The 14,352-nt window shown below is 34.0% G+C and carries 12 protein-coding genes; 5 read left to right on the top strand and 7 right to left on the bottom strand.

Annotation, left to right across the window (positions count from 1 at the left end):
* Window positions 1–108 precede the first annotated feature (108 nt).
* Window positions 109–654, bottom strand: a complete 546-nt coding sequence (locus BR65_RS12425; RefSeq protein ID WP_023177144.1) for a DNA-3-methyladenine glycosylase I — start codon at window positions 652–654, stop codon at window positions 109–111.
* 151 nt (window positions 655–805) lie between these two features.
* Here BR65_RS12425 and trhO point away from each other — a divergent pair, with 151 nt between their 5' ends.
* Complete coding sequence (gene trhO, locus BR65_RS12420; protein WP_023177142.1) at window positions 806–1,771, top strand: oxygen-dependent tRNA uridine(34) hydroxylase TrhO; 966 nt, start codon at window positions 806–808, stop codon at window positions 1,769–1,771.
* Between the two features lie 220 nt (window positions 1,772–1,991).
* Here the strand turns inward: trhO and BR65_RS12415 are convergent, their stop codons facing one another.
* Genes BR65_RS12415 through BR65_RS12405 form a run of 3 tightly spaced genes read right to left on the bottom strand, consistent with a single transcriptional unit; the run spans window position 1,992 to window position 4,689 of the window.
* The gene (locus BR65_RS12415; RefSeq protein ID WP_023177141.1) at window positions 1,992–2,795 is read right to left on the bottom strand and encodes an ABC transporter ATP-binding protein; all 804 of its coding nucleotides are present in this window, start codon (window positions 2,793–2,795) and stop codon (window positions 1,992–1,994) included.
* Window positions 2,792–3,682: an ABC transporter permease gene (locus BR65_RS12410; protein WP_023177139.1), complete on the bottom strand. Its 891-nt coding sequence runs from the start codon at window positions 3,680–3,682 to the stop codon at window positions 2,792–2,794. Before BR65_RS12410 ends, BR65_RS12415 begins: the two co-directional genes overlap by 4 nt.
* A 26-nt stretch (window positions 3,683–3,708) precedes the next feature.
* On the bottom strand, window positions 3,709–4,689 hold the full coding sequence (locus tag BR65_RS12405; RefSeq protein ID WP_023177138.1) for an ABC transporter substrate-binding protein: 981 nt from the start codon (window positions 4,687–4,689) through the stop codon (window positions 3,709–3,711).
* A 570-nt stretch (window positions 4,690–5,259) separates the two neighbouring features.
* Here BR65_RS12405 and BR65_RS12400 point away from each other — a divergent pair.
* Window positions 5,260–8,109, top strand: coding sequence for a transglycosylase domain-containing protein (locus BR65_RS12400; protein WP_034538442.1), 2,850 nt, complete (start codon window positions 5,260–5,262; stop codon window positions 8,107–8,109).
* Window positions 8,110–8,332: 223 nt separating this feature from the next.
* On the opposite strand, the gene ccpA is transcribed toward BR65_RS12400, so the two are convergent.
* On the bottom strand, window positions 8,333–9,343 hold the full coding sequence (gene ccpA, locus BR65_RS12395; protein ID WP_034538439.1) for a catabolite control protein A: 1,011 nt from the start codon (window positions 9,341–9,343) through the stop codon (window positions 8,333–8,335).
* Window positions 9,344–9,566: 223 nt separating this feature from the next.
* On the opposite strand from ccpA, the gene BR65_RS12390 reads away from it, so the two are divergent.
* Window positions 9,567–10,661: a M24 family metallopeptidase gene (locus BR65_RS12390; protein WP_081901386.1), complete on the top strand. Its 1,095-nt coding sequence runs from the start codon at window positions 9,567–9,569 to the stop codon at window positions 10,659–10,661.
* A gap of 47 nt (window positions 10,662–10,708) precedes the next feature.
* Here BR65_RS12390 and BR65_RS12385 read toward each other — a convergent pair whose 3' ends face one another.
* Together BR65_RS12385 and BR65_RS12380 are read right to left on the bottom strand one after the other, a co-directional pair.
* A complete protein-coding gene (locus tag BR65_RS12385) occupies window positions 10,709–11,380 on the bottom strand; it encodes a YtxH domain-containing protein (RefSeq protein ID WP_034538435.1) in 672 nt (223 codons plus the stop codon).
* Window positions 11,381–11,435: 55 nt separating this feature from the next.
* On the bottom strand, window positions 11,436–11,867 hold the full coding sequence (locus tag BR65_RS12380) for a DUF948 domain-containing protein (RefSeq protein WP_034538434.1): 432 nt from the start codon (window positions 11,865–11,867) through the stop codon (window positions 11,436–11,438).
* 345 nt (window positions 11,868–12,212) lie between these two features.
* On the opposite strand from BR65_RS12380, the gene BR65_RS12375 reads away from it, so the two are divergent.
* Both BR65_RS12375 and BR65_RS12370 read left to right on the top strand, forming a co-directional pair.
* Entirely contained in the window at window positions 12,213–13,115 is a 903-nt protein-coding gene (locus BR65_RS12375) for a mechanosensitive ion channel family protein (RefSeq protein ID WP_034538432.1), read from the top strand.
* Window positions 13,116–13,148: 33 nt separating this feature from the next.
* A complete protein-coding gene (locus tag BR65_RS12370; protein ID WP_034538430.1) occupies window positions 13,149–14,333 on the top strand; it encodes an MGDG synthase family glycosyltransferase in 1,185 nt (394 codons plus the stop codon).
* Window positions 14,334–14,352: the final 19 nt, after the last annotated feature.

Genomic DNA, 14,352 nt, shown 5'->3' with positions numbered 1-14,352 from the left:
AAAAATCTAGTTCTTTCCTAGATCTCTTAGCGGTCTTTAGTATAGCATAGAGTATGTGATAAACTCGTATCTTTTATATTACAACTATATTTCAATTGAAACACAAATTTATTTAAACTTACATCCCTCAATATGGTCATTTACCAATCCAGCAGCTTCCATGAACGCATAACATGTTACTGGTCCGACAAATGAAAACCCTCTTTTCTTCATATCTTTAGACATCTTTAGGGATAATTCTGTTTTTGCTGGTAATGATTCCATACTGTTAAAATGATTGATAATCGGTTGTCCATCTACAAATGACCAAATATACCGATCAAATGTCTCATACTCTTGTTTGACTTTAAAAAAGGCTTTTGCGTTTTTTATAATAGATGCATTTTTTAATTTATTTCGGATGATGCCAGGATTTGAATTTAACTCTTCTAATTTTTCTTGATTGTAGAGAACAATTTTAGCAGGATTGAAACCATCCAATGCTTTGCGATAATTTTCTCTTTTAGCTAAAATCGTAGCCCAACTTAATCCTGCTTGCATCGTTTCAAGAATCAACAATTCAAATAAAGATTGATCATCGTGTAAGGGTTTGCCCCATTCTTCATCGTGGTATTTCTTCATTAACTTTGTGGTTGCCCAAGTACATCTTTCCATAGTTGCACATCCCTTATTTTTTATTTAACTTCCTTTTATTTTTGAGACCTTGCTTTCTTTTATTTTTTTAGTGTATAATGTATTGTTAGTATAGATTAACTTAAGGTAGTTCACCTACCTAGTGTTATGAAACAAATTAGGAGGATTTACTATGTCTAAAGATTACCGTGTTTTACTCTACTATAAATATGTTCATATCGAAAATCCAGAAGAATATACTGCAAAACATTTGGCCTTCTGTAAAGAAGTTGGTTTAAAAGGAAGAATCCTAGTTGCTGAAGAAGGTATAAATGGTACTATTGCAGGTACTTATGAAATCACTCAACAATACATGGATGAAATGCATGCCGATCCTCGTTTTTCAGATCTAGTATTCAAAGTAGATGAAGAAGAACGTGCTCCTTTCAAAAAAATGTTTGTGCGCTTACGTCCTGAACTTGTATCTCTAAACTTAGAAGATGACATTGATCCTAATGAAGTAACGGGTGAGTACCTAGACCCTAAGAAATTCCGTGAAGCTATCTTAGATGAAAATACAATAGTCATCGATGCCCGCAATGACTATGAATACGATTTGGGTCACTTCAGAGGAGCTGTTCGTCCAGAAATCAGAACCTTTAGAGAACTGCCTCAATGGATCCGTGATAATAAAGAACAATTTATGGATAAAAGAGTCGTAACTTACTGTACAGGTGGAATTCGTTGCGAGAAATTTTCTGGTTGGTTAGTTAAAGAAGGCTTTAAAGACGTTGGGCAATTACATGGAGGAATAGCTACTTATGGAAAAGATCCAGAAGTTCAAGGCGATTTATGGGATGGTCAAATGTACGTATTTGATGAACGCATCAGTGTTCCTGTCAACCATAAAGAACATGTGATTGTTGGTCGTGACTGGTTCGATGGCACCCCTTGCGAACGCTATGTAAACTGTGCAAATCCAGCTTGTAACCGTCAAATCTTATCTTCAGAAGAAAATGAACATAAATATATGCGTGGATGCTGTCATGAATGCCGCGTAGCGCCAGCAAACTTATACGTAAAACGTAACAGCTTAAGCGAAGAAGATGTTGCCGAACGTTTAGCTGTAATTGGAGAAAAACTTCCAGCATCAGTTTAAAAATTAATGCTAGGTTAAAAGAAAAGATGACTGATATATTTATTGCTGTTTTGAAAAAATGACAGATTTCTTTAACTTTAATGGAACACAAATTAATATATTTCAAGTCCTCTAAACTAATTGCCTCAGCAAATAAAAAAAAACATCTTTTGATGTTTTTTTTTTTATTTAAGTAAAACCAATCATTTTTAGTACTATCAAATAAAAAATTGTAATAAAATCACCCTAGTATCAATGCATCTTCTGTAACAGTGTCGCCACTGTTCTTTTGAAACAAAGCTAGTAAATCTGGTACAGTTAGACTCTTCTTCTCTTCCCCAGAAACATCTACTACTATCTTTCCATTATGAAGCATGACTAGTCTCGTTCCATGAGCAATTGCATCTTCCATATTATGCGTAATCATCATTGCAGTTAATCTTTTTTCACGAACAATTTTATCCGTTAACTTTAATACCATTTGACTAGTTTTTGGATCTAACGCTGCTGTATGTTCATCTAATAAAAGTAATTTTGGTGGGACTATGGTCGCCATCAGCAATGTTAAAGCTTGCCTTTGTCCTCCCGACAGTAATCCCACCTCCATTTTCAACCGGTTCTCTAACCCTAATTCCAAGAATTTTAATTGTTCTTTGAACAATTCCCGTTGTTTCTCTTTTACACCTAACGTTAGCCCTCTTTTTTTTCCTCGATTGACTGCGACTGCTAAATTTTCTTCAATCGTCAGACGTGTTGCAGTTCCCATCTTAGTATCTTGAAATACTCGTCCAATATCTTTTGCTCTTTCATTAGTCCTCTTATAAGTAGAATCCTTACCATTTATAATGACCGCACCTTCATCTACCATATACGTTCCAGCTACACTATTTAATAAAGTTGATTTTCCAGCTCCATTTCCTCCGATAATTGTAATAAATTCTTCTTTTTTTATCGTCAAATCTATTCCTTTTAATACATGATTTTCATTAACCGTTCCTACTTCAAAACTTTTATGAATATTTTTCAATTCTAGGATAGCTGTCATCGTACTTTTGCTCCTTTCGTGCTAACTCTTTTTGATTTCTTTTTAATTAATGGAGTAGAAAGAGCTATGGCTAATATGATAGCTGAGAATAACTTGATATCTTGAGGTTCTACGTTTAACTGTAGTACTAAATCAATGATTAAACGGTAAACAACTGACCCAATAGCAATTGTTACTAAGCGTTTTGCAAAAGATAAGCGATGGAAAATAACTTCTCCAATAATGACTGAAGCTAACCCAATTACAATTGTTCCAATACCCATGCTAATATCCGCATATCCATTATTTTGGGCAATAAGTGCACCGGACAAAGAGATCAAACCATTAGACAACATGTATCCTAGAATTTTCATAGTATTTGTATGAATACCATTGGCTTCACTCATCGCTTCATTATCTCCAGTAGAACGTATGGCCAATCCTATTTCTGTACTAAAGAATAAATACAACACTAGAATAACCAGTGCAACTGCTACCCCGCCAACAATCAATACGGCTAAACGATTTTCTAAACCGTATGACTGCAGAGTCCGCATCAATGTATCTTGTCCTAAAAGAGTGACGTTTGCTTTTCCCAAGATTCTGAGATTGATAGAATATAAGGCCGTCATGGTTAAAATCCCTGTTAATAGAGCAGGAATTTTAAGCTTGGTGTGTAATAAACCTGAAACGACTCCAGCAATCATTCCTCCACCCAATGCCATTAAACTCGCTACCAAAGGAGATATTCCAGATACGATGGCAACAGAACATATCGCTGCCCCTAATGGGAAACTTCCTTCAGCAGTTAAATCTGCAATATCTAAAATTCTAAAGGTAAGATAGACGCCGATAGCCATGATAGACCATAATAAGCCTTGTGAAATACTTGATAAAATAATATCCATTTTAAATTCTCCTTTATCCGTTACGGTTAGTCGGGTAATACAATACTTTCAGGGTCTATACCTAATGATTTTGCCACTTCTTCATTAATGACTAGTTCTAATTTGTTAGATGTTTCAACTGGCATTTCTGCTGGATCTGCGCCTTCTTCAATGATTTGAAGGGCCATTTGTGCTGTTTGACGTCCTAGTTCTTCATAGTTAATACCATAAGTTGCTAGCCCTCCTGCTTCAACCATTTCTGCAGAACCTGGAACTACTGGCAATTGATATTTTTCAGCAATTTCACCAACTGTCGGCATTGTGCTTGCTAATGTATTATCTGTTGGAATATATACAGCATCAACTTCTTGAGCCAACGTAGTCATTACTTGTTGTACATCATTCGTAGTTGTAACAGTCAACGATTTTACTTCCAAGCCTTCAGCTTCAATGGCTTCTTGTGCTAGATCTGCTTGGATTTTTGAATTAGGTTCACTGGAATTGTAAATTATACCAATGGTTTTAGCATCTTTTGCCAGAGACAACAGCAAAGCAATTTGTTCTTCAATCGGAACCATATCGCTTGTTCCTGTTACGTTTCCGCCTGGAACTTCATTATCCGCAACTAATCCGGCATCTACTGGATCTGTAACAGCTGTAAATAAAATTGGGTCTTCTTGTGTGACAGTTGCTAATGATTGAGCAGCTGGTGTTGCAATAGATAAAATCACATCATTTTCTCCCACTAAACTTTCACTCATACTTTGTAAATTTGCTTGATCTCCTTGTGCATTTTGATAATTCAAGGTTAAATTATCACCCTCAAGATACCCTGCGTCCTCTAGCTCGCTAATAAATCCTTTGCGTGCTTGAGACAAAGAATCATGTTCCATATACTGCAATATACCTACATTTATTGTTTCAGTAGTTCCTGTTTCTTCTGTATTGCCACATGCTCCTAATACCAATCCGGTTGCAACTGTAGCCAATCCTAAAAGCATTTTTTTCTTCATTCCATTTGTTCTCATCTCTTCATCCCCCTAATTTGATCTTACTTTTCTGGTAAAACAAAAACACCCACTTAGAGAAAACATCATCTAAGTGGGTGTTTATTTTATATCAAAATAAACGACAAGCTTTATTAATCTACCACCTAGATAATTTCTATGTGGCAAATCATCAGCAAATCAAATTGCTTTAGCCATCATAGATACAAACATTTCTGTTTCCTGTTTGTATCCATAATGAATTATGACTACAAACAGCTTCTAAAATAGCTAAAGTAATAAGTATTTAATTGTGGTTGGTTGATTAAATGGTTTGTCATACTAATCCCTCACAATTTCGATTTGTTCTTACTAGTATAAAAAAACAAATGATAAATGTCAACCATAAAATTAGATTCTTATCACTATAAGCTCATTTTTTTATTACCATAAACTTATAAAGAATATATATCGATCTCACTATCGTTATTTTTCACACAAAATGATAACTTTCTACAATATTTCATCAAAAATTGCTCTTTCTCCTTTCTTTTTGTTATAATAGGCCAAGTAATTAGAGGAATAAAATATAATTTATGAGGTGAACTAACTTTGAATAGTCCACAAAACAATAATGAACCCACTTTTTTTAAAAAATTAAAAGTGTCGTTAAAAAAAGTGCTGCCGTTCATAAAGAATAAATGGATTTCTTTCAAAACAATAATCTTAAAGCAATCAGTGATCTTAAAAGAATCACTTTCACGTAAAGATCAATCTCAAATCAACTCAACATCTGATTCTCAATCAGATAACGATCAAAAGAGAACACAAAGTAAGAACGTACAAAAACCTGCACTAGATAAAGTTCTTTTTGGCTTTAATGTTGGCTACAGCGTGATTAAAAATTTGATTCTTACTATAGTCGTGATTGGGCTAATTGGGGCAGCTTTAGCAGGAGGATTAGGCATAGGATATTTTGCTTATCTAGTATCTGGCGAAGAAATTCCAACTTATGAAGAAATGAAAGCAGACATTGAAAATGTTTCAACAACTTCTGCTATGTACTATGCAACTGGAGAAAAAATTAGTGATTTAAAGACTGATCTAAAACGATCTGAAATTCCTTTAAGTGAAATGTCTCCTTTAGTTCAAGAAGCTATTATTGCTACTGAGGATGAGTACTTCTATAAACATTCTGGAGTTGTTCCAAAAGCTGTTGCTCGAGCATTAGTTCAAGAAGTCACTGGTGCAAGTACAACTTCTGGAGGGTCAACACTTACCCAACAATTGGTTAAGCAACAAATCTTAACCAACGAAGTTTCCTTTAAACGGAAAGCAAATGAGATTTTATTAGCTTTCCGTGTTGAAAATTACTTTACAAAAGAAGAAATTTTAGAAAATTATTTAAACGTCTCTCCTTTTGGAAGAAATAATAAAGGACAAAATATTGCTGGTTTGAATGAAGCTTCAATAGGTATATTCGGCGTAAAAGCTAATGAATTAACTTTACCACAAGCGGCGTTTCTAGCCGGATTGCCTCAAAATCCAATTGTTTATAGCCCTTATACCCAAACAGGTACTCTTAAAGAAGATTTAGCTGCTGGTATGAGCCGTAAAGATGAAGTTTTATTTAGGATGTATCGCGAAAATTATATCACTAAAGAAGAATACGATACTGCTGTAGCTTACGATTTGACACAAGACTTTTTGCCTCAAGAAACAGATGTTAAAGACAGTACTGATTATGTTTACAACTTTGTAGAGCAGCAAGCTCGACAAATTATTATGGAACAGTTGTATACAGCTGATGGTTATTCAGCTGAAGATCTTTCTAATGATCAAGAACTGAGTGATATGTATTATAATCAAGCAGACCAAGACTTAAGAATGAACGGTTATACTGTCTATTCAACCATTGATAAAGGCGTTTATGAAGCTATGAATGACGTAGTTGAACAATATGCAAATCCAGAGATCTCTTATAATGAAAATAATAATCCAATCATAAACAATACAAGTTATCTGGGAAATGTAAAAGTTGCTGATTATATTGATGAAGAAACAAACGAAACAAAAACACTCGTTGAACCGGTCCAAAATGGAGCAGTTTTAAGAGACAATGCCACTGGACGAATCATTTCTTTTATAGGTGGTGTAGATTATGAATTGACTCAAGTCAACCATGCTTATCAATCTCCTCGTTCGCCTGGGTCAACTATTAAACCTTTACTAGCCTTTGCTCCGGCATTGGAAGAAGGAATTATTACACCAGCGACGATGCTTTTTGAAAGTTCTGCTAAAGTACCAAGTTGGGAAAATGGTTCTTTGGGTGTTCATGAAATAACCAATGCTGGAAACGTGATTCCAAATAAATGGACTGATGTTCGGACTGGTCTAACACAATCAAGTAATATCGTTACATCAAAAATTTATCAACAAATGAAAGATACCTATAATATGGAAGAAAAACTTGAATCCTATATGCATAAGATGGGATTTGGATCTGATATCATTACGACAGAAGAATATCAAGGAGTTTATTATGCCCTTCCTATCGGTGGTATAACTAAAGGAACGACTGTTTTAGACCAAACTGACGGCTTTTCTACTTTAGCCAATAAAGGAAACTATACTGAAGGTTATATCATTGAAAAAATCGAGGATCATAATGGAGAGGTCATCTATCAACATGAAGTTAAACCGGTTGAGGTATTCACTCCCGAAACTGCTTATCTAACAACTGATATTTTACGTGATGTCTTAGACTCAGGTACTGCTAAGGATGTAAAAGGGCAATTAAACTTCACAGCAGATATTGCAGGCAAGACAGGAACATCTGACGGTCAAAAAGATATTTGGTTTATTGGCTATACACCTCAAGTAACCTTAAGCTCTTGGATTGGATATGACAATGCTGTTACTACTTCTGTTAATGATTTATCTAACTCAGGATCTGAAAGTCCAAGTTTAAGAAACAAAAGACATTGGGCTCGTTTAATGAATGCTATTTACAATGCAAATCCAACTATCTTAGGCACTGATCAAGCCTTCCAGCAACCAGACGGCATAGTTGAAGCAAAAGTTCTAGCCGCTACCGGTATGCAACCTGGAAAAGTAAAATTAGCTAATGGAAAAGAAGTTACGGCATCTGGTGCTACAAAAACTGAGCTTTTCAATAAAAAATTCCTTCCTAAAACGACCACTTATAATTTTGGTTTTTCTGCTTCTGATAAAGAATTAGCAGATTATTGGGAGAAGACTTCTAAAACTGCAAGTGATGAAGCTGCAAAAAAAGCGAAAGCTGAAACTGATAAGAAAAAGGACGAAACTAAAAAAGCTGAGGAAGCTAAAGATAAAGCTGCTAAAGACAAAGCAGAAAAAGACAAAAAAGCACAAGAAGAGGCTCAGAAAAAAGCAGATGAGGCGAAAAAAAAAGCCGAAGCAGATAAAAAAGCTGAATAAAAAGAGTTTATACTATTTAGTGTTGGTGAGTAAAAATCACCAGCACTATTTTTGTATAAACGAATAAAATAGAGATAGACAAAAATCTCCGTTGGAATAAAGTTACAAACTATTTTCAAGAAGAGAGTTTCACTTGTCACAATCTCATACTATAGAATTACTTTAGATATTAAAGGAAAACAATCATAAAAAAAAAGGCATCGAAATCGATGCCTTTTTTCTTTTAAACTTCTTTAGTTGTTCCTCTATTAGCAATATTATGAGGTAAAATGATTGTTTTTTCGTCTACATCTTCTTTATTCATTAACTTAGTTAACAAACGCATAGCTACAGCACCAATATCATACAATGGTTGAGTGATCGTACTTAATTTTGGTCTAACCATTTCAGATAATTTTGAATTATTTGCTGTAACTACTTCAAATTCTTCTGGTATTTTAACAAAATGATCTAAAGCTCCGTTCATGATACCTACAGCAATTTCATCATCTCCAGCAAATACAGCAGTCGCTCCAGCTTCAGCTAATTTAGAGTATACTTCTTCTCCAGCAGTAAATGAATAAGCTGTTTCAAAAACTAAACTTTCATCGTATTCGATCCCTGCATTTTGTAAAGCTGTTTTATACCCTTTCAAACGATAAATACCGTTAATTGGCTCTTGTGAAATTGAACCTGAGACAAAAGCGATACGTTCATGTCCATTTGAAATCAATTGTGCAATCGTTTGTTCCGTAGCAGCTTCATAATCAATATTTACACTACCCATTTGTTCATCAGGATCAACTGTTCCTGCCAAAACAACAGGGGTTTTTGAACGAGAAAACTCTGCTCTTAATTCATCTGATATTTTGTGTCCCATGTAGATAATTCCATCTACTTGTTTTGCTAAAAGTGTATTCAACACTTGAACTTCTTTTTGATCATTTTGATCAGAGTTTGCTAAAATAATATTGTATTTATACATTGTTGCAATATCATCAATACCTCTAGCTAAAGATGAAAAATATAAATTTGTAACATCAGGAATAATAACTCCTACAGTTGTTGTTTTTTTACTTGCCAATCCACGCGCAACAGCATTAGGGCGGTAATCCAAACGGTCAATGACTTCCAGAACTTTTTTACGAGTAGTTGGTTTTACATTTGGATTGCCGTTTACAACACGGGAGACAGTTGCCATAGAAACGTTCGCTTCTCTTGCAACATCATAAATAGTAATAGTTTGCTTTTCCATAATTAATCTCCTTCGAGTAGATAGATTCGTTTACTTATTTCATAGTACCAATTTAGCAAAATTTTGAACGTAATGCAAGCGTTTCAATTACGTTTTCATGAAAATTTCATAATTTCTTTCATTTTATATTGTAGAGCTTTTATCTATTTTAGTCTAGCTTAAGAAATTTCATTCATTTAGTGATACAATTACTTTATTACTTTCAACGAAAGATGGGATGATGATGAACAAACAACTAACGGCAATGCAAAAATGGTTAGCAAAACAAAGTATCGATGTTGCATTCATTAATGAGCCAAATACTATTGCTTATTTAAGCGGATACGAAAGCGATCCTCATGAACGCATTTTAGCATTGACAGTATTCGCTGGTGCACCACCTTTTCTTTTTACTCCTGAACTTGAAAAGGAAGATGCAATAAATAGTGAATGGGATTATGATGTCTATGGTTATTTAGATAATGAAGATCCATGGGCACTTATTGCAGAACAGATTCACTCACGCAGTGCTAACATTAAAAACTTTGCTATCGAAAAAGATTTTTTAACTGTTAGACGATTTGAACAATTGCAAAACCTTTTTCCAACTGTTACTTTTTCAGATATTACTCCAAAAATACAATCAATGAAGCTGATTAAAACTACTGAAGAAATCAATAAAATGATGGAAGCAGGAAAATGGGCTGATAGAGCTTTTGAAATTGGCTTTAATGCACTAAAAGAAGGTATTTCTGAAGAAGAAATAGTGGCAGAAATTGAATACCAGTTAAAAAAGGAAGGCATTAAGGAAATGAGTTTTGAAACGATGGTCTTAACAGGTGACAATGCTGCTAGCCCACATGGTACTCCAGGGAAAAGACAAGTCCAATTAAATGAATTTGTTTTATTTGATTTAGGTGTTGTCTATAATGGATACACTAGTGATGCGACACGTACAATTGCTTTTGGAGAACCTTCAAAACAGGCTATAGAGATTTATGAGATTGTTTTAAGAGCTCATAATGCTGCTTTAGCTGCTGTTAAACCTGGTATATCTGCTGGTGAATTGGATAGAATTGCTCGTGAGATTATTACTGAAGCTGGATATGGTACTTACTTCACTCACCGTTTAGGACACGGTCTGGGAAGCTCAGTCCATGAATTTCCTTCTATCATGCAAGACAGCGATTTTATTATCCAAGAAGGTATGTGTTTTTCAATAGAACCCGGTATTTATGTACCAAATGTTGCTGGCGTCCGCATTGAAGATTGTGTGGTAGTCACAAGTGATGGTTGCGAAGTTTTCACACATACACCAAAAACATACACTTCTATATAAGTACAAAAAAACAGTGGAGCATTTGCTCCACTGTTTTACTTTATAAATTAAATTCCTACGTTTGTATTAGTAGTTTTGTGTTGATCTTGTTTACCATTTTCTTTAGTTTGTTCTGTGCTAACGTTCGCAGTTGAGTAATCAGGACCTTCAGCTGCTTTTTCTTGGTCATAAGCAAAATCCATTGTGTTTCTTTCAACATCTTCTTTTAAAGAAGTACCGTCATATTTTAAGCTAGTAGAAACTTCATCAGCTTCTTCTTTACTATCTTTTGCTTTTGATTTTACTTCTTCAGATGTATCTTTAGCTGTCGATTTTACTTCTTCTGCAGCTTCAGTAGCCGTTGTTTTAGCTTCTTGAGCTACATCTGTAACTGTTGATTTTGCATCTTTTGCTACTTCAGTTGCTGATTCTTTAAGATCAGTCAAACCTTCACCCACATCTTTTGATGCACGAGTCAACTGTTCTTTCATTTGAGAAGCTGATTCTTTTAAACTAATTTTAATGTCTTCTGATGCATCTTTAGCAACAGATTTCATTTCTTTACCTTTTTCTTTAGCTATATCAGCATAATCTTTTGCAGAACCTTTTACATTGGTTGTTTGTTGATTTAACTCTTCACGTAATTCTTTACCAGATTTTGGTGCATATAATAGAGCTGTAATTCCTGCTGCTGCAGCTCCCACGATTGCTCCTAAAAGAAATCCACCTTTTTTTGTCATATATAGTTCTCCCCTTTTCTCAATTCATGGTATAGACTATTTTTAAACGCTTAAATTAGTTCTCTTTTTTATCTTTTCGCTTTTTATTCATATTTATTGCCGTTTTACCGACTTTAGTCACCATGCCTGTTTGAGCAGTTTTCTTTGTTGCTCCAGCTACATGGCTAGTTAAGTTACGAGTAGAATCATTTAAACTTGAAACAGTTGTTCCTAAATCACCGATAGCTCTAAACAATGGATCTGTTTCACCTAATTTTCCATTGACATCATCTAAAGTAGTATTGGATTTATTCAATAATCCTTCTACTTCAATTAGAAGACTATCCGCGTCTTTTGTAAGAACACTAATACTTTTATTAGCCTCATTAACCGTTTTTTGAACTTCTCCAACTACCTTAGAAACTTTAAGCAGTACGATAATTAAAAATACGACTAATGCTGCAAAAGCTATAGCAGCTATTAGAGCTGCAATTTCTCCACCTGTCATATGAACTCCTCACTTCCCTCTATTCTTTAATTTTTTAGATAATCCAATTACTTTGAACAAACAAAATCAAAATGATCGTTGTTTGCCAAAAAATCTTTTCATCTAGAATTAAAATATCTTTTACAGGTATAGAATACCATTATTTATTTTTTACATCAAATAATATGAAACCGAATACCTTTTTTGTTTTTTATATCTATTATCTATAAGTAATTCCTTAGAAAATAGATCGGTAAGTGTTAGTAAACTTACTTCATAGAGATGTAACTATAAATTTGTCTTATTATTTGTTACTATAAGGTAGAGTAACTAAATAGAAATTCATATAAAGGGAGCATTAAATTTATGGACAGCAGTAATCAATTAGATAGTTCAATTGCCGTTGATGTTGTTGATACAATAACAGAACAGACCAATATTTTTTCTGATTTTTGGAATTCAATTGATTGGTCTAAGATTATTTCAGGAGCCACAGCTGGCATTATTCAAATCCTATTTTTCATGATTTTCTTTTACGCTGTAAAAAGAATCGGAAATTTCTTCATTGAACGGACTTTTGAAAATTATCGTAAGAAAAAAGAAATTTCTACAAACCGATTAAACACATTATACAATTTAACTCAAAACTTATTTCAATCTTTTGTAGGCTTTTTCTTAGCCTATGCTATTCTATCGGCTATCGGTATTCCTGTAGGAACACTACTTGCCGGTGCTGGGGTTATTGGTTTGGCACTTTCACTAGGTGCACAGGGATTCGTTAGCGATATCGTAAACGGATTTTTCCTTTTATTAGAAAAACAAATCGATGTGGGTGATGTGGTTGACTTAGACGCTGTTTCGGGTACGGTCGTTGATGTAAATCTAAAAACGACGAAAGTAAAAAGCTTTGATGGAACACTTAATTTTATTCCCAATCGTTACATCACAATTGTGAGTAATAAATCCCGTGAAGATATGCGAGCTCAAATCGATATCCGTCTTTTACCAGATACAGACATAGCTAAAGTAAATAGAATCATAGAAAATGTAAATGAAAAACTTGTTCCACAGTATCCAGAAATTACTGAGTTGCCAGCAAATTTAGGCTTAATTGATCTTGGAAATGGACACTATGGAATAAGAATCGTCATCTTTACATTGCATGGACACGAATTTGGGGTGCAAAATGCTTTCTCTCAAGAGTACATTACTGCTTTAACAAAAGAAGGTATTGAAATACCTATTAATCCCCTTAATATTAAACCATAGCACTTACTACTATTAAAAAGGAGGCAATCTATAATGTCAGCACCACCTAAAATATTGATTTTGACTGGGAGTTATGGAAATGGCCACCTTGAAGTAACTCGTTCGCTCATAATGGAATTAAATAAACGTGGCATTACAAACATTGTTACCTCTGATTTATTTTATGAAGCTCACCCTTTTTTAACGAATGTTACGAGAAAGTTATATATCAAAAGTTTTACTAAAGGACAGACTATTTATGGTTATCTTTATTATAAATCTGATTTTAGATTAACAGATTTTAGAATCGATCGAATGATTGACAGATATGGATATATGCGTATTAGCCAGTTGATGAAGGAACATGAGTTTGATCTTGTGATCAATACTTTTCCTATGCAAGCTCTGCCTATCTACAAGCAACGTACGAACCCAGAAATACCTTTTATTAATGTGTTAACTGATTTTTGCTTGCATACACGTTGGATTTCGGATGGAATCGATTATTTTTTTGTAGCTTGTGATAGTTTAAAAAAAGAATTACTTGATACTGGTATAAATGAACAGAAAATTACGGTATCAGGTATTCCTATAAAAGAGGAATTTTATTTTGCTGAAAAGATTCCTGATTCTGAAGAAAAAGACTCTAATAAAACTAAAAAGTTACTCATTTCAGCTGGTGCTCATGGAGTCTTGAGTGATTTAGGGAAAATTATTGAAGAATTAAAAATTAAAGAAGAATTATATATAACTGTAGTTTGCGGTTCAAATAAAGTGCTTTTTGAAGAGTTGAGCCAGAATTATCAATTTGACGAAAATGTAAAGATTCTTGGATACGTTTCGAATATGGCCGATTTAATGAAGCAATCTGATATGATGATCAGTAAGGCGGGTGGTATTTCTCTTTCAGAAGCTTTAGCCATTCGAATTCCATTAATTTTAACTCCTGCTGTCCCTGGGCAAGAAAGAGACAATGCACTATTTTTTGAAAAAGAAGGAATGGCTATTGTTACAAAAACAGAAAATGATATTGTTCCTGCTGTTTTATCATTATTAAAACAGCCTCTTCTAGCTCGAAGTTTAATGAATCAAATGGAGAAACATTTCCATCCACATGCTTCTGAACTTATAATAGATAAAGCTTTAGCACTGATCGAAAACCCTCCGATTCGCAAAGAAACAAAAAGTATCTCAAAAGAGTTGAAAAAGAGATTAAAAATTGATAGAAATATCTTTTAACACTTAATCTTATGTTCCT

It is taken from the genome of Carnobacterium inhibens subsp. inhibens DSM 13024 (assembly GCF_000746825.1).
Taxonomy (GTDB): domain Bacteria; phylum Bacillota; class Bacilli; order Lactobacillales; family Carnobacteriaceae; genus Carnobacterium_B; species Carnobacterium_B inhibens.
The sequence above is the reverse complement of the archived record's forward strand: the minus strand, read 5'-3'. Positions and strand labels throughout refer to the sequence as shown.

What these genes read in the sequence shown, in the direction of transcription:
- ccpA (WP_034538439.1), bottom strand. Translation starts at nt 9,343, where the DNA reads ATGGAAAAGCAAACTATTACTATTTATGATGTTGCAAGAGAAGCGAAC.
- BR65_RS12415 (WP_023177141.1), bottom strand. Translation starts at nt 2,795, where the DNA reads ATGACAGCTATCCTAGAATTGAAAAATATTCATAAAAGTTTTGAAGTA.
- BR65_RS12390 (WP_081901386.1), top strand. Translation starts at nt 9,567, where the DNA reads ATGAACAAACAACTAACGGCAATGCAAAAATGGTTAGCAAAACAAAGT.
- BR65_RS12425 (WP_023177144.1), bottom strand. Translation starts at nt 654, where the DNA reads ATGGAAAGATGTACTTGGGCAACCACAAAGTTAATGAAGAAATACCAC.
- BR65_RS12370 (WP_034538430.1), top strand. Translation starts at nt 13,149, where the DNA reads ATGTCAGCACCACCTAAAATATTGATTTTGACTGGGAGTTATGGAAAT.
- BR65_RS12410 (WP_023177139.1), bottom strand. Translation starts at nt 3,682, where the DNA reads ATGGATATTATTTTATCAAGTATTTCACAAGGCTTATTATGGTCTATC.
- BR65_RS12375 (WP_034538432.1), top strand. Translation starts at nt 12,213, where the DNA reads ATGGACAGCAGTAATCAATTAGATAGTTCAATTGCCGTTGATGTTGTT.
- trhO (WP_023177142.1), top strand. Translation starts at nt 806, where the DNA reads ATGTCTAAAGATTACCGTGTTTTACTCTACTATAAATATGTTCATATC.
- BR65_RS12380 (WP_034538434.1), bottom strand. Translation starts at nt 11,867, where the DNA reads ATGACAGGTGGAGAAATTGCAGCTCTAATAGCTGCTATAGCTTTTGCA.
- BR65_RS12405 (WP_023177138.1), bottom strand. Translation starts at nt 4,689, where the DNA reads ATGAGAACAAATGGAATGAAGAAAAAAATGCTTTTAGGATTGGCTACA.
- BR65_RS12385 (WP_034538435.1), bottom strand. Translation starts at nt 11,380, where the DNA reads ATGACAAAAAAAGGTGGATTTCTTTTAGGAGCAATCGTGGGAGCTGCA.